Source organism: candidate division WOR-3 bacterium, from assembly GCA_026418155.1.
Lineage (GTDB): Bacteria > Hydrothermota > Tepidihabitantia > Tepidihabitantales > CAIPLT01 > JAOABV01.
Genome location: JAOABV010000036.1, coordinates 1 through 15,505 on the forward strand (window position 1 = coordinate 1; position 15,505 = coordinate 15,505).

Annotated in this window: 15 protein-coding genes and 1 other RNA gene; 15 read left to right on the forward strand and 1 reads right to left on the reverse strand. The window is 36.7% G+C overall.

Features of this window, described 5'->3' with window-relative positions:
• Positions 1-72: 72 nt before the first annotated feature.
• The 5 genes from N2201_05160 (at position 73) to N2201_05180 (ending at position 4,739) form a co-directional block, all read left to right on the forward strand.
• Positions 73-1,317, forward strand: coding sequence for an MFS transporter (locus N2201_05160; GenBank protein MCX7785600.1), 1,245 nt, complete (start codon positions 73-75; stop codon positions 1,315-1,317).
• Between the two features lie 126 nt (positions 1,318-1,443).
• Positions 1,444-3,105, forward strand: a complete 1,662-nt coding sequence (locus N2201_05165; GenBank protein ID MCX7785601.1) for a T9SS type A sorting domain-containing protein — start codon at positions 1,444-1,446, stop codon at positions 3,103-3,105.
• Between the two features lie 10 nt (positions 3,106-3,115).
• Positions 3,116-3,946, forward strand: a complete 831-nt coding sequence (locus tag N2201_05170) for a biotin--[acetyl-CoA-carboxylase] ligase (GenBank protein MCX7785602.1) — start codon at positions 3,116-3,118, stop codon at positions 3,944-3,946.
• 40 nt (positions 3,947-3,986) lie between these two features.
• Entirely contained in the window at positions 3,987-4,229 is a 243-nt protein-coding gene (locus N2201_05175; protein MCX7785603.1) for a hypothetical protein, read from the forward strand.
• A gap of 18 nt (positions 4,230-4,247) precedes the next feature.
• Positions 4,248-4,739 (forward strand): NYN domain-containing protein, encoded by a 492-nt coding sequence (locus tag N2201_05180; protein ID MCX7785604.1) that lies wholly within the window; start codon positions 4,248-4,250, stop codon positions 4,737-4,739.
• On the opposite strand, the gene N2201_05185 is transcribed toward N2201_05180, so the two are convergent.
• Positions 4,732-4,902, reverse strand: coding sequence for a hypothetical protein (locus tag N2201_05185; GenBank protein ID MCX7785605.1), 171 nt, complete (start codon positions 4,900-4,902; stop codon positions 4,732-4,734). The two genes, N2201_05180 and N2201_05185, sit on opposite strands and share 8 nt — an antisense overlap.
• Positions 4,903-4,960: 58 nt before the next feature.
• Between N2201_05185 and tsaB the strand changes: the two genes are divergently transcribed.
• The 10 genes from tsaB to N2201_05235 form a co-directional block, all read left to right on the forward strand.
• Entirely contained in the window at positions 4,961-5,617 is a 657-nt protein-coding gene (tsaB, locus tag N2201_05190) for a tRNA (adenosine(37)-N6)-threonylcarbamoyltransferase complex dimerization subunit type 1 TsaB (protein ID MCX7785606.1), read from the forward strand.
• Positions 5,618-5,859: 242 nt separating this feature from the next.
• Entirely contained in the window at positions 5,860-8,163 is a 2,304-nt protein-coding gene (gene pheT / locus N2201_05195) for a phenylalanine--tRNA ligase subunit beta (GenBank protein ID MCX7785607.1), read from the forward strand.
• 109 nt (positions 8,164-8,272) lie between these two features.
• On the forward strand, positions 8,273-8,461 hold the full coding sequence (locus N2201_05200) for a hypothetical protein (protein MCX7785608.1): 189 nt from the start codon (positions 8,273-8,275) through the stop codon (positions 8,459-8,461).
• 30 nt (positions 8,462-8,491) lie between these two features.
• On the forward strand, positions 8,492-8,758 hold the full coding sequence (locus N2201_05205; protein ID MCX7785609.1) for a cell division protein ZapA: 267 nt from the start codon (positions 8,492-8,494) through the stop codon (positions 8,756-8,758).
• Positions 8,759-8,813: 55 nt separating this feature from the next.
• A non-coding RNA gene (ssrS, locus tag N2201_05210) (6S RNA) lies at positions 8,814-8,988 on the forward strand.
• A gap of 84 nt (positions 8,989-9,072) precedes the next feature.
• Positions 9,073-10,629 (forward strand): ribonuclease Y, encoded by a 1,557-nt coding sequence (gene rny / locus N2201_05215; GenBank protein MCX7785610.1) that lies wholly within the window; start codon positions 9,073-9,075, stop codon positions 10,627-10,629.
• A 41-nt stretch (positions 10,630-10,670) separates the two neighbouring features.
• Positions 10,671-11,471 (forward strand): TIGR00282 family metallophosphoesterase, encoded by an 801-nt coding sequence (locus N2201_05220; GenBank protein MCX7785611.1) that lies wholly within the window; start codon positions 10,671-10,673, stop codon positions 11,469-11,471.
• 47 nt (positions 11,472-11,518) lie between these two features.
• The gene (locus N2201_05225) at positions 11,519-11,956 is read left to right on the forward strand and encodes an Hsp20/alpha crystallin family protein (GenBank protein ID MCX7785612.1); all 438 of its coding nucleotides are present in this window, start codon (positions 11,519-11,521) and stop codon (positions 11,954-11,956) included.
• A 105-nt stretch (positions 11,957-12,061) separates the two neighbouring features.
• On the forward strand, positions 12,062-14,398 hold the full coding sequence (gene lon, locus N2201_05230) for an endopeptidase La (protein ID MCX7785613.1): 2,337 nt from the start codon (positions 12,062-12,064) through the stop codon (positions 14,396-14,398).
• Positions 14,399-14,965: 567 nt separating this feature from the next.
• Positions 14,966-15,505: hypothetical protein (locus N2201_05235; protein MCX7785614.1), on the forward strand; the 540-nt coding region annotated here is incomplete at its 3' end.

Below are 15,505 nucleotides of genomic sequence, written 5' to 3' on the forward strand. Positions count from 1 at the left end.
ATAAACTAACCGAGTGAAGATTAGGTCTTTTTCTTTATTTTTCCGAAATTTTACAGTTAGGAGTTTTCTAAATTGCAGATAAATCTTAAGTCTTATTTGAAATTATTCAAACTCCGCAATCTGCTTTTTCTAATAAGTTCTGGCACAATTTCACAATTTGGTGACCGATTGACTCATATGTTGTTGATTACTTTAATTGGTGTTGCTAATCCTGGTAAGATTTCTGCATTTTCTCAAGCATCTTTGACCTTTACTCTGCCTGTAATTATATTTTCTCCCATAATAGGTGCTTTGGTTGACCGATGGTCAAAACGCACTGTGATGATTCGGGCACATATTATTCAAGCAATTCTTTTAGCAATTACACCCTTACTGATTGCTCGGGCACGCGCTTTTTATCCGTTCTGGATTGTGGTGACACTATTTTTTACCATTGATATTTTTAATAATACGGCTAAACCGGCACTGCTACCCAATTTAGTAGCAAGACGAAAACTATTAATGGCAAATTCTTTAGACCAGTTTCTTGCTCGGTTTGCGACAGTAGCCGGTATGGTCTTAGGTGGATTTTTAATTGCAAAAATCGGCTGGCAATGGGGAATGGTCTTTAATGCTTGCACTCATCTTTGTGCCGGCTTATTAGTCTTTGGCATTATTTCTCATAATAATTCTCATCAGCCTTGCCAGCAAACAACTGAGTTTAAGTTCTTTCAAACCTTTATAAATTTGGTCCAAGATATTAGAGAGGTCTTAAGGCTAATGCGACAGAATAGATTTGTCAGTATTGTGCTCTTATCTTTCGCGATGATAACTTTTGTTGCCAGCGTCTCTTACACAGTGCTAATTTTTTTAGTGCAACAGGTTTTGAATTGGGGCACTCAAGGCGTTGGTATTATGAGTGGGATTCTGGCAATTGGAATGATTTTGGGAGCACTCTTATTAGGAATTATTCCTGTAATGATAAGTAAGTTTAAGATTATTGGCTTGGGATTTCTTGTTTATGGCATATTATTTATCATCGGACCATTTTTGATTGTGAAAAGTTTTCTGATTATCGTTGCTCTGCTGGGTGGTATCATATTTTCTCTGATCATTGTGGCTCAAAATACAATTCTCCAAGAAGATGTTTTACCGGAAATTCGGGGTCGAATATTCTCAATCAAAGAATTTGCCGGCAATATTATGTTTGTGCTAACGGCAATAATAATTGGTATTTTAAGTGATTTGACTTCTTATAAAATTATGCTTTTATTAACAGGTGTTGGACTAACCGGATTTGCCTTATTAGAACTTATTTTTGTTACTAAAAAGCGGTAGTGTCAAGAATTTTGTGTAAATTCTTTTTTCCATAAAGGCTTGGCTCCTATTGTTGGTTATATTTGTTAAGAACTGGATACACAAAGATATTGACGCATTTAAGATAATTATTTATACTTAATGCCAATGATACGATTTTCTATATTCATAGTATTATTATTTATTCATCCGCTCTATTCAATAGTTCCGTTATCAAGTTCACCATCCTGGACATCTATTGATAATGACTATTCTACTGGTGCTGGTTTTGCAGATATTAATAATGATGGGTTTATTGATTTCTGGACTTCAAATGGTAATGATATGGCATTGAATAAACAAGCGATATACTATAACAATAATGGCAATTTAGAAACTCAAGCCAGTTGGCGTTCACAAGACTCTGGAATGTTCGGTCATCTCTATATCGGCGACATTAACAATGATGGCAATTTAGATATGGCAGTTGCATATTTAGGACCACAAGGCGATTGTAAAACCCGAATCTATAAAAACACAGGCACAACTTTGACATCATTACCTTATTGGCTTTCTTCAGATACTGATACTTCTTTTGATTGTGCCTTGGGTGATGTTGATTTAGATGGTGATTTAGATTTAGCAGTTACAGCCGGTGATGCTTATACTTCAAGAAAATCGCCAGCGAAAATCTATCGGAATCATAATGGTCTATTTGAGAACTTGCCATTTTGGATTGCCGGAGATTCAACACCTTCCGATGCAATCAGATTTGCTGATTTTAATCGCGATGGCTATTTAGATTTAATTGTCGGTTATCGCCGAAAACTTTCAGTTTTTTATAATCAAAACGGTACACTTGAAACGACCGCAAGTTGGAGTATTGCAGAACGAGGATGGATTTTACGCATTGCACCTGCGGATTATGATAATGACGGCTGGCTTGATGTCGCGATCGCAGTCAATGGTCAACTTAGCGGTGATTCCAGTCGGATTAAAGTATTCAAAAATAACCAAGGTCAGTTAAATACAATACCTTCCTTCACGATGTTGAAAAATCGGAGATACTGCTCTTGTGTTGAATGGGGAGATGTTAATAATGACGGCTATTTAGATTTATCGGCTGGTGGCTGGTGGGAACCAATTGTCGTCTTTGAAAATCGTAACGGCATTTTAGATACTCTGCCAACCTGGTCTTGGTCTGGTGGTAATAGTCTCGTTTGTGAAGCAATTGTTTGGGGCGATGTTAGAAATCATCATCTGCGGATAAAATCAGACACTTTTATCAGTAATGGCATAAGAAAATTATATTATACAAGCAAAAGACCTTGGCAATATCGTCCAACAATAATGGTACAAGGAGTTATTCTTCCTCTCAATAATTACTGTTATGATATGTCATCAGGCTGGGTTACTTTGCGCAATACGCCAATTGTTGGTGAGACCATTATCATTCAATATCACTATTCCGCATATCCTGATTTAGCCGTGACCAATTGGACTAGTTCTGTAGGTAATTATCTTTTCTATAATACTACGCCATCAACAATTGTTGAAGATGAAATGGCTTTAGAAAAAAATATCGAAGATATTATGGTCTATCCTAATCCGTTTCGGTCTGAAATTAAAATTCAGGTGGCTAATGAGTTTAGAACACCAATCAAAATCTATAATTCCTCAGGTAAATTAGTCAGAACAATTTCTTCTAATTCGGCAATTTGGAATGGAAAAAACGATTTAGGAAATTCAGAGCCGAGCGGAATCTATTTTATTGAAGTTGTAAAGAAAAATGAAATAATTAAAAAGAAAGTAGTCAAATTAAACGATTAAAATTCTATATATGGCTCAATTCTCAGGTGAATTGCTTTCGGAATTGGCTAAATACGGTCAGGTTTATCTTTTTGATATAATCAATTCAACCCAAATTCAGGCTCGAAAGTTAGCCAAAGAAAGTTTCCTTAATAACGGTTATGGTATTAAAGCAATTGTGATTGCGAATCAACAAACTAAAGGTTTTGGTCGGTTTGGTCGCGTTTGGTATTCACCTGCGCAAGGACTTTATTTTAGTCTCTTAGTAAATTTTGCTCATAACGAATGTCCGTTAACTCTCTGGACCCTTTATACTGCGAAAATTATTGCGGATGTGATTGAAGACTTTACCGCAATTCCAATCTATCTTAAATGGCCTAATGATTTAGTCTATATTGATAACAATTATAGTTTTTATAAGGTCGGCGGAATTTTAGCAGAAACAATCGGCAGAAGTCTCTTTTCAGTCAAATCAGATAAACGATTAATGATTATCGGCGTGGGCATAAATATCAATCAGACGAATTTTCCCAAAGAATTACCAGATGCCACTTCACTCAAATTAATAAATATGAAAACTAAACAGATTGATACTGATTTTAATCAGACGGAAATTCTTCATCAAATCCTTAAAGCCATGGCTGATGGGTTAAGTTATTATCTTCAGCATCCTAAAACTGAAATTGTCCGACAAATTAAAGACAAATCGAGTGTTATCGGAAAAAGAGTAAAAATTTCACGCCGGTTCAAAACACTTAATGGAACTGCAATTGATATTGATGAATACGGCAGATTGGTGTTAAGAACTGATATTGGTAGAATTATTACCTTAGATGCTGGTGAAATTCTTTCTATCCGATGATAAAAAATAAATAAATATATAAAAATTAACTAATAAAAATATGGGAAAAATAATAAACAAAAATATAAGAAAAATAACTTACAAAAATAAAAGAAGACGACTAACAAAAATAACTAACAAAGATATAAGTAAAACAACTGATAAAAATATAAAAACAAGTAATAGCAAGGCATTTATTATGGTTGGTGACGATTTATACTGTTTAACCAATTCAATCTCAAAAATATTTCAATCCAAAACATTCACGGATGTAGCAAAAGTTTATGGCTTATCCGTGGCTTAGACGATTAAAGGAGTTATTATGGCTAAAATAGGCATTTTTATCGATGTGCAAAATGTTCAGGAGACTTTTGAACGTCAAGGAAGAGAAGTTCGTTATGATATGTTGCGACGCAATATTATGTTGCTTTGGAAATTAGAAGAGCGTCAATATAAATTCATCGCTTTTGTACCATTCAAACGCGAGGATGAACGAAGACAAAGATTAATTGATGCGCTTTCATTTCAAGGTTATCGCGTTGTTGCTAAACCTGTTCGCGAAAGGTTAGATGGTTCAGTTAAAGCCAATATGGATATTGAGATAACCTTAGAAGTGTTATCAATGGCTGAGTACTTGGATGAAGTGATTTTAATTACAGGTGATGGTGACTTTGTGGCTTTAGTTGACTGGCTATCGAAAAAAGGAAAAAGAGTTGCTGTTATCGGTCTGGGAAAAGGATATACCTCTGTAGAGTTGATTCGTTCCTCTGACGAATATCTGAACTTAGAAGACATTGAAGGTGTAATTACATAGTTGGGCAGGGTAAAGGATATACTTCAGTGGAACTGATTCGCACTTCAGATGAATACTTGAACTTAGAAGATATTGAAGGTGTGATTACATTATCAGATTCAGCAATGTCACACTTCAGATGGGTTGATTTGTGCTTTAGAATCATACTTAAACTTAATAACATTAAATGTGGGATTAAATGGTAATAGCGATTTTTTAGACTTTAATCTAAATAAATGAAGATGACTGACAGTTACTTTTTAGGTATCACCACAGTTGAAAATGAAACAGGCCTTGCATTGGTCAAAGAGGATAAGGTTATTTATGAAATAGTTGCGGAAACTTCTGCCCATCATAATGAAACTATCTTTCCGTTTTTGAAAAATGGCTTAGATTTTTTAGGAATAACAACCAAAGAGATAAAAGGTATTGGTGTCGTTATCGGACCAGGAATGTTCACTTCGTTGCGGGTTGGTTTAGCATGTGCTAAAGGGTTGGCAATCGTTGATAATATTCCGATTAAAGGTATTAACACCTTAGATGCTTTGGTCGTTTCCTTACCCAACTTTTTATTGGAAGAAAAAAGAACCATCATACCGGTATTAGATATTAGACGCAATGAAGTCTATTTCCGAATCTATCACGGTATAGAACCAGTTTCGGAACCAGAAGTTATTACTCCTGAAAAATTTTGTCGAAAGATTCCGGCAAATGCCATTCTTTTAGGTAGCGGTTTAATTAGATATCACGATGAGATTAAAAAATTAGCGCCGAATAATTTCTTAACTTACAATCGTCTATATCCCGCTCCATCGCAAGTTGCCTTTTTTGCGCGTAAGTGCATCTTAAATTCGGATTTTTCCGATACTGATAAGTTAGTGCCGATTTATATCCGGTAAGAACCGATTTATATCCGGTAAGAAAAGTATTAGATAAAAACAGAACTTTTTATAAAAAATTAAGAAATGATTAATTATGTAAAATCCATAATAGTTAATAGTGATATTTCAAGTTAATCGTCTTTACATTAGTGCAGTTAAGGATGACTTCATAACAACAATTAAGAATTTAGGCTTCTCTAAGGAAAGAAAAAAAACATTTCTATTGACAAATCATTGGAAAGTAATTATGCTAAAAGTCTATGCGATTATCTATTAAATGGCTGGAAGAATTTTTATGCTCAAGTAATACTCCTCAAGAGATAGCTGAAATATTTACCCAAAAAGGAGTTTCGGTCAATACTATTGAAAGAATTGGGTCGGCATTAGAAAATTTTGTTGTTGCTGAAGTTAAGGAAGTCAAAGATAATAAAATCGTAGTTTGGGACGCAAAAGATTTTTTCGAAATTAAAACTACACTCTCGGCGCTTAAACCTAAAGACAAAATTGGACTAAACCCCAAAGAATTAAAGTTACTAACGCCGAATTTAATTAATTTAAGCAATGATTTTCAGCCGATTGTCCTTGAAGACAATTATGAACCCGGTCGCCCATTACTCGATTATTTAGATGATTATGTGTTAGATTTAGAAATTTTACCCAATCGCAGTGATTTGATGAGTGTCCGTGGTCTGGCTTATGAACTTTTAAGTTATGAAGAATGTAAAGTTGAACTTAAACCTGTCTCAAAAATTTTCCCTGTCGAATCCGATAAATATCTGATTAGAGATTTATTAAATCTTGAGGTTTTAGATAAATCAGCATGTCCGGATTATATCGCACGTTTAATTTGGGATATTAAAATTAGACCGTCACCTTTTTGGTTACAATGGCGACTTATGGCTGGTGGCTTACGACCAATCAATAATGTGGTTGATGCGACTAATTATATAATGCTTAAGTATGGCACGCCGTTACACGCATTTGATTATGATACCGTAAAAGACCATACAATAAAAGTTCGTTTTGCCCAAAAAGGCGAAAAGATTAAGACCATTGATGGTGAAATGCGGGATTTATCGGAATCGGTGCTGGTAATTGCGGATAGTAAAAGACCAGTTGCGATTGCCGGCATTATCGGTGGAGTTGACACTGAAATTACCCATTTTACTAAACGAGTGCTGTTAGAATGTGCTCGGTTTGATGCCAAAACAATTAGACGCGGTAGTAAGAAGTTAAATCTTGCAACTGAAGCCTCCCAACGATTTGAAATGGGAATTGATTCGGAAATTTTAGAACAAGCCTCCCAAGAAGCAAGTCAGTTAATTGCGTATTTAGGTAATGGCGTTATCATTAAGGATAAATTAGAAACCCGAACTCCAATTTCTAAGACCCAAATTGAACTTTCAGTGTCACGGACTAATGCTTTACTGGGACTAAATTTAACTGATGCTCAAATTAAAGACATTTTGCAAAGAATCAATTGTAATGTTTCAGCAAAAGATAATCGACTAATGGTGCAAGTGCCATCCTCTCGTTTAGATTTGCAACAAGAAATTGATTTAGTTGAAGAAGTAGGTCGGATTTATGGTTACGATAAACTGCCCAGTGTCTTTAACTTGAGGGGTAATCAGATTGGAACCAAAGACAAGACATCTCAGCAAATAAGCCAAATCCGAGACTTTTTAGTGGGTCAAGGTTTTATTGAAAATTATACCATTAGTTTTTGCGATGAATTGTCAGCACGAGAATTTACCGAAAGTGAAAACACTGTCGTAAAAATTCCAAATCCGCTGAATGAACGGTTTGCCTATCTGCGACCACTTATTTTACCAACTATTTTATCAAGTGTGAGTAATAATTATCGCCGGGGGAATAAAAACTTGCGTTTGTTTGAAATAGGCAAAGTCTTCTATTATAAAGATAAGAGCATTAAGGAAGATTATCATCTAACTGTTGTTATCTTAGGCCATCAGCAACCAATATTTTGGAGTGAACCCGTCTCATTAGTCAATTATTTTAATATTAAAGGAATTGCTGAGTCATTGTTCGCTTTTCTTAAGATTGAAGATATTAATTTTGCTGAAACCGATAAGAAATTTTTGGTATCTAATTCAGCCGTTGTCATTAAATATGCGGACCAAGAATTAGGTTATTTGGGTGAGATTAAGAAATCTATTTTAGATATGTTTGATATTCCCGTGCCTGTTTTTGCTTTAGAATTAAACTTAGAAAGAATCCAACCGCTTATTCCGGCAATGCTTTATTTCCAGCCTTTACCCAGATTCCCTGCGGTCAGTCGAGATTTTGCTTTTGTCGTCTCGGATAAGATTTTAGCTGATGAGATTGTAAAATCAGTTAAAAAGATTGCGGGCGCATTATTAGAGCAGGTTGAAATCTTTGATTGTTTTAAGGGTGCACCATTACCTGATGGTATGAGCAATTTAGGGATTAGAGTCACATTACGTTCTCAAGAACGCACTTTAAGTCAAGAAGAAGTAGAAAAAATCTTTGACCGGATTGTCCAGCATTTACAAGATAAATGGTCCGTAACTTTAAGAAAATAATTAGCAAAATCTATTTGGCGATGACGAACTTCGCCCGAGAATAAAATTTTAAGTTCTTAGAAGAAAAGCATTATTAGGTTGACTGGGCAATAATTGAAATTAAACGAAAATGAATCCGGAAATTGAGCAAAGTTTTAAGTTATTAGAAGAGAAGATTGATAAGTTAATTGCAACGCTCAATAATTTGAAACAGGAAAATGACAACTTGCAAGCCGAATTACAAGAATTAAAATCGCGTCAGGAAAAGGCAATTGAGCGAATTAATTTATTGCTTGACAATCTCAGTAAGTTGTTATAAAATTTAGTATATTAAAATTTAGGGAGTCGAATGAAAACTTTTGTTTTGAATGTTTTAGGCAGTGACTATAAAATTAAAGCCGATCGAGACGGCGCTTATATTTATCAAGTTGGTAAGATTGTTGATGAGAAGATGAAACAGATTCATAAACAGTTTCCTCAAGGTTCGTTAGCTCGCACCGCGGTGGTCTCTTGTATTAACCTGGTTGACGAATTCTTAACTAAAGAACAAGAAAATGAAGCGAAATTAAAGTCTCGAATCTATCAGCTCATTGAAAAATTGGAACGAGTTGTCTGATTAGTTTATCTCAAGCCTGATTGGTTAGTATGAGTTAAACTAATCAGCGAATCGTGACTCCCTGCACTATTCGTGATAGGTAACTTAGTCTTGAGCTAACACCCTTAAATTGGGAGTCTGATACCGGCGTCGATGTTTCGCCATGTGCGAATACAGTACATGCTGGTGAAAGACACCCCACTTTACTTTTGGGTTCTTGACTAAACCTACACGATTGTCGCGGGGATTTTTTTTAATGACTGATGATGCAAGGGATTATTGCGAAAAGATGTTAGAATATGTTCTGAGTAAGTTTTTAATTTTCAGGAGGATTTATGTTCTACTATGGACTATTAATTATTTTAGGGTTTATTTTAATTGGTTTGGTTGTTTTTTTAATCATTTATCGCATTGCCCGCAGTTATCTTACATCACAAAAGGCGCTGGCGGATAAAATCATTGAAGAAGCCAAGCAAGAAGCAGAAAATTATAAGAAAAAAGCACAACTGGAAGTAAAAGAAGAATGGCTTAAAGAGAAGGAAAAGTTCGATCAAGCAACACAAGAGCGACGCCAAGAGTTAGAAAAACTCTCCAAACGATTACACGACCGAGAGCAATTGCTCAATGTTAAGGATGCTAACCTAACCGCCCGCGAGAACGAATTAATCAAAAGCCAACGGGATTTAGCCAATCGGGAAAAAGTGCTTAAAGCCAAAACCGAACGTTTAGACCAGTTAATTACTTTACAGAATGAACGACTGGAGCGCATTGCCAATTTGAGTGCGGATGAAGCCAAAAAGGAACTGATTAAAAATCTTGAAGCCCAAGCGCAATTAGAATCGTCCCAATACTTAAAAGATATTCGGGAACGAACCCAATTAGAAGCCGAACGCATTGCCCGCGAGATTATCCTTTTAGCAATTCAAAGATGTGCTTTGCCTTGCGTTTCCGAATCTACTGTTTCAGTTGTCAATTTGCCATCAGATGACTTGAAAGGCCGTATCATTGGTCGAGAAGGCAGAAATATTCGTGCGTTTGAGTCCCTGACTGGAGTAGAAGTAATAATTGACGATACGCCAGGAGCGATTGTCTTATCTTCATTCGACCCAGTGCGCCGGGAGATTGCTAAACTGGCAATGGAGCAGTTAATTGCTGATGGTAGAATTCATCAATCTCGGATTGAGGAAATTGTGGAAAAAGCCAAAGCAGATGTTGAAAACACTATAATTAGCACAGCAGAAGCAGTTTTAGTTGAGTTCAATGTTTCTGGGGTTGCGCCGGAGTTAGTAAAACTTTTAGGTCGGTTAAAATATCGCACCAGTTATGGTCAGAATGTATTGCTCCATTCGCAAGAAGTGGCAATTTTAGCCGGTATTATGGCGCAAGAACTTGGGTTAGACCCGAAAATTGCTGAACGCGCTGGTCTCTTACATGATATTGGCAAAGCTGCTGACTTAACCATTGAAGGTCCGCATGCGAAAATCGGTGCCGAACTTGCGGCAAAATATGGTGAAGATGAGATTATCGTCAATGCTATTGCAGCGCATCACGAAGAAGCCGAATTCCAATCTCCTTATGCGTTCTTAATCTCCGCGGCTGACAGTATCTCGGGCGCACGACCTGGTGCCCGACGCGATAATTTTGAAGCCTATGTTAAACGCTTACAAAACTTAGAAAAAATTGCCGCGTCGTTTGAAGGTGTGGAAAAGGTTTATGCTATTCAAGCCGGTCGCGAAGTAAGAGTAATGGTTGAGCCCGAAAAAATTTCTGATGTCGAAGCCGAAAATTTAGCCCGGAAAATTGCTAATCAAATTCAATCCGAATTGAAATATCCTGGTCAGATTAAAGTGATGGTAATCCGAGAACTACGTGCGGTTGATTATGCCCGTTAGTTAAAGCATCAGGATAATAAACACTTAATTGACCATTATTGATGATAGTAAAGCACATTCTCTTTTTGGGTGACATCTGCTCAGAGAGTGGCAGAAACGCCGTAAAAAAGCACTTACGAGCAGTTAAAGAATCAGAAGAAATTGATTTTGCCATTGGTAATGCGGAAAATGTTGCAGGTGGTTATGGCATTACTCCTAATTTAGCCCAAGAACTCTTGGATGCCGGTTTAGATTGTATAACTTTAGGCGACCATTTTCTTGACCGTAAAGATATTGTCCAATATTTAGATAGCGAGCCGAGAATTTTACGACCAGCCAATTTTCCTACGGGTGTGCCCGGAATCGGTGCTCGGGTTTTAGAAAATGCGAATATTAAAATCGGTATCATTGCACTTTTAGGACGAATTTTCTTAAGACCAATTAACTGTCCATTTGAGACCGCTCTTGCTTGTGCTGAAAAATTACGCAAAGAAACACCCATTGTAATTGTTGATTTTCATGCTGAAGCCACTGCAGAAAAACAAGCCCTGGCATGGCTTTTAGATGGTAAAGTTTCGGCTGTAGTCGGCACGCATACGCATGTGCAAACTGCAGACGAACGCATTTTGCCTTTAGGCACAGCATATATTACTGATGTCGGAATGTGCGGAGCAATGGATTCAATTTTAGGTATGCGCATTGAATCTGCCATAAAACGAATGGTCTATTCCATTCCTTTGCGTTTAGAACCAGCCAAAGATAATGTTCATCTCAATGGTGTTATTATTAGTGTTGATGCTGAAACCGGTAAAGCCTTAACAATTAAAAGATTGGATAAAAAGATTGAAGCACCGAATCCGTAGCGCGTTAGTCTAATAAATTGTAGGAAATATTGAAAAATTGACTCATTATGCCCAAGAAGTCTGAAGATAAAGAAAAGCATTCTTTAGTCATTCGTTTTATTGATGATATTGAAGGAATCGTTGAAGAGTTCTTCGATTTTCCGACAATTGATACCGGTTTTACCTTTGAGCCACCAGTTGATATTCTGGAAACTGATGATACGATTTATTTCGTAATGGAAGTTCCGGGAGTTACGCAAAATGACTTAAATATTGCGGTTGGACCATCAACTATAATTGTTCAAGGAATCAAACGTCCTCCGGATTTTTTACCTGCAGGCGCCAGTTTTTATAATCTGGAAATTGCTTATGGTAATTTTCGGAAACGAGTTTTATTACCTTGTCGGATTGAAACTCAGCCTGTGCGGGTCGCACTTAAAAACGGCTTATTAATGATGCAGTTTAGAAAATATCAGAAACAAATTCGAACCATCAAAATTGAGTAAAGCATTGATTTTTACTTGATAAATGAAAGAAGAAATGAATTCGCAACATCAAAATTGAGTAAAGACATTGTTTTTTACGAAGTTTAATTGAGAAATGGAACTCATATGAACAAAGAAGAATTAAAAGAATTCTCAATACCTGATGAGTTGCCAGTCTTGGCAATTCGCGGTGGCATTATCTTTCCGGGAGTAATCACTCCTTTAATTGTTTCTACAGCCCGAGCGCAAAAATTAGTGGATGAAGCCCTGATGAGTAATAAATTAGTCTGTGCGGTTGCTCAGAAAAATCAAGAAATTGAAGAAGCCGGTCCTGATGATTTGTATCGAGTCGGTACTGTTTCAATGATTGTCAAAATGTTAAGATTTCCTGATGGCTCATTGCGAATTCTTTTATCCGGCATTAAACGGGCACAAGTTGATGGTTATACTCAAACCGAACCATATCTTAAAGCCAAAATCTCCCTTATCACAGAAAGAGAAGAAAAAGATATTGCGACTGAAGCCTTAATGCGCAATGTTACCAGTATGTTCCAAAAGTTATCCGAGTTAGCCTCATACCTGCCGGATGAAATCAGTGCAGTAGTTTTGAATATCGAAACACCTTCAAAATTAGCCGATTTTGTGATTCAGCATATTAATCTGCCCATTGAAGAAAAGCAACGATTATTAGAAATTGCGGATGCTACAGAAAGACTCTCACAATTAGTTCCCTTACTGCAAAAAGAGATTAGCATTTTAGAATTGAGCGCTAAAATCCGCGAACGGGTAAAAGGTGAGTTTGATAAGAGTCAAAAGGATTATGTTTTACGCGAACAACTTAAAGCCATTCAAAAAGAATTAGGTGAAACTGATGAGTTGACTGCGGAAATCAATGCTTTGCGGGAAAAAATTGAAAAGGCTAAAATGCCCAAAGAAGCCAATGAAGTCGCTTTAAGAGAACTCAACCGGTTGTCAAAGATGTCAGTGCAATCACCCGAATATACTGTGACCCGTAATTATCTGGATTGGTTAATCAGTCTACCGTGGTCGGTCTCTACGGAAGATAACTTAGATATTCCCCGTGCAAAAAAGATTTTAGACGAAGACCATTATAATCTGACAAAAGTCAAAGAACGGATTTTAGAATATCTTTCGGTTAAGAAATTGCGACAGGATTCTAAAGGGCCAATTTTATGTTTTGTTGGACCACCTGGAGTTGGCAAAACTTCTTTAGGTCGTTCTATTGCTCGGGCATTAGGCAGAAAGTTTGTGCGGTTCTCTTTAGGAGGGATTCGCGATGAAGCCGAGATTCGTGGTCACAGAAGAACTTATGTAGGCGCATTACCAGGTCGAATTATTCAAGGAATGAGAAATGCCGGCACAAATAACCCAGTATTTATGCTGGATGAGATTGATAAGGTCGGCACTGATTTTCGGGGTGACCCGTCTTCTGCTTTACTGGAAGTCTTAGACCCAGAACAGAACTTTGCCTTTTCCGACCATTATCTGGAAGTGCCGTTCGATTTATCCAAAGTAATGTTTATTACTACCGCTAATATGACCGATACGATTATACCCGCATTACGCGACCGAATGGAAATAATTACCATTCCGGGTTATATTGCTGAAGAAAAGATGCTCATTGCGAAAAACTTTCTCATTAGCCGACAACTAAAAGAAGCCGGTCTGACGGAAAAGCAAGTCAAATTCAAAGACGAAGCAATTTATAAAATTATCAACGAATATACTCGTGAAGCCGGGGTGAGAAATTTAGAACGCGAAATCGGTGCCATTGTCCGTAAAATTGCTCGTAAATATGCTGAAGGCAAAAAACAGAAAGTTATTATTACCCAAGAAAATGTCAGTAAATTCTTAGGACCACCAAAATTCTTTTCTGAGGTTCGAGCCCGAAAAGGTCTACCTGGTGTATCAACTGGTTTAGCCGTAACACCTTATGGCGGTGAGATTCTGTTTATTGAAGCCACAAAGATGAAAGGTCAAAAAGGCTTATTACTAACTGGTTCATTAGGTGATGTGATGAAAGAATCGGCTCAAGCCGCACTCTCTTATATTCGCAGTAATGGCAAACAATTCCAAATCGACGAAGACTTCTTTACTAACTCAGATGTTCATATTCATATTCCTGCTGGAGCAACTCCTAAAGATGGTCCGTCTGCTGGTGTTGCGATATCTGCAGCATTGCTTTCGCTCTTAAAGAATAAACCAATTGACCCACATATTGCTATGACTGGTGAAATCACTTTAACGGGTCGAGTATTACCAGTTGGTGGCATAAAAGAGAAGATTATTGCCGCAAATCGGGCTGGTATTAAAACTGTGCTCTTGCCAGCTGAAAACAAGAAAGATTTAGTTGAGATACCAGAAAAGGTCAAAAAGAATCTGAAGTTCAAATTTGTCCGCTCAATCAAAGATGTCTATTCCGTGCTGTTTAACCAGAAGTAACAGGGTTGATTTAGACTAAAAAAGTCAAAAGCACATAAATTTTGTAGTCGTCAAGTTAATCTATGATGTTCATTCAGTATGTCCAACCAGAAGTAACAGAGTTGATTTAGACCATAATAGTATAAGAACTTAAATTTTTGTACTCATCATTTCAATCAAAGATATCCATTTCGTGTTATTCAATCAGAAAAAATAGGGGAGAGAGTTAGGAATTTCCAGCGAAAAGCCTGAAGAGCATTTTCACCTTGAGCCTTTGAACCCTTAAACCTTGAACCATATTCGCATAAAGCCCGTGTTTTCAGAATCTATTTAACTACCGGAGACAGAAGCAATATCAAAAATCAAATATCAAAATGAAAGTGTAAAATGTAAAAAAGGTTATTCTTTTTGAAGTTTGATTTGTCATTTTGATTTTTGAACTTTTGAACTTTAATCTTTTCTTATAGCAATCTGTAGCAATATCGTTGCCAAATTGTTTTGTATTTTAAGTTTCAAGTTTATTAAAGCGCTTGACCGCATTTGGGTTTTATGTTAGACTTTAGCAAATTTAAAAAGTGAGGAGGCAGTATGAAAGTAAAAATACTGTCGGTATTAATCATCTTAATGGGTATTGGGCTTTATGCGCAAGGTGAAGGATTATACTCCGCAGACACAAAGCACAAAGAGTTAATTTCAAGTGATTTTTCTCAGCGCAATCTGGCTAATGATAATATAAAGAACTTACCCTTTGATTCCTTGAATTGTCGGTTTGTGGGTAATTGGCCCTTTGGACCTTCTTATGCAGTGGCTTATGACCCAACAAGAAATCTCTGTTTTCTGGGTTCAGGTGGCGGTGTTTATATTCTTAATGTCGCTAATCCATTAAATCCAATTAATCTCATCGGTCAGAACTTTAGAACAAGAGGAGTAGTTTGGGGGCTTTTCTATTTGAATAATCGGCTTTATATTGCCGATGGTTATGCAGGTCTTGAAATCTGGGATGTGACTAATCCATCTTCACCAACAAAACTTGGCTATTGTGATACTCCTGGGAAAGCCCAAAGTGTCTATGTTTCAGGTTCCTATGCCTATGTCGCAGATGGTACTTCTGGTCTTAGAATCATCAAT

Bases quoted from the DNA above. Each gene is read 5' to 3' on its own strand.
- N2201_05200 (MCX7785608.1), top strand. From the start codon at position 8,273: ATGAATCCGGAAATTGAGCAAAGTTTTAAGTTATTAGAAGAGAAGATT.
- N2201_05205 (MCX7785609.1), top strand. From the start codon at position 8,492: ATGAAAACTTTTGTTTTGAATGTTTTAGGCAGTGACTATAAAATTAAA.
- N2201_05175 (MCX7785603.1), top strand. From the start codon at position 3,987: ATGGGAAAAATAATAAACAAAAATATAAGAAAAATAACTTACAAAAAT.
- N2201_05165 (MCX7785601.1), top strand. From the start codon at position 1,444: ATGATACGATTTTCTATATTCATAGTATTATTATTTATTCATCCGCTC.
- N2201_05225 (MCX7785612.1), top strand. From the start codon at position 11,519: ATGCCCAAGAAGTCTGAAGATAAAGAAAAGCATTCTTTAGTCATTCGT.
- N2201_05170 (MCX7785602.1), top strand. From the start codon at position 3,116: ATGGCTCAATTCTCAGGTGAATTGCTTTCGGAATTGGCTAAATACGGT.
- N2201_05180 (MCX7785604.1), top strand. From the start codon at position 4,248: ATGGCTAAAATAGGCATTTTTATCGATGTGCAAAATGTTCAGGAGACT.
- rny (MCX7785610.1), top strand. From the start codon at position 9,073: ATGTTCTACTATGGACTATTAATTATTTTAGGGTTTATTTTAATTGGT.
- lon (MCX7785613.1), top strand. From the start codon at position 12,062: ATGAACAAAGAAGAATTAAAAGAATTCTCAATACCTGATGAGTTGCCA.
- N2201_05220 (MCX7785611.1), top strand. From the start codon at position 10,671: ATGATAGTAAAGCACATTCTCTTTTTGGGTGACATCTGCTCAGAGAGT.
- pheT (MCX7785607.1), top strand. From the start codon at position 5,860: ATGCGATTATCTATTAAATGGCTGGAAGAATTTTTATGCTCAAGTAAT.
- N2201_05185 (MCX7785605.1), bottom strand. From the start codon at position 4,902: ATGTTATTAAGTTTAAGTATGATTCTAAAGCACAAATCAACCCATCTG.
- tsaB (MCX7785606.1), top strand. From the start codon at position 4,961: ATGACTGACAGTTACTTTTTAGGTATCACCACAGTTGAAAATGAAACA.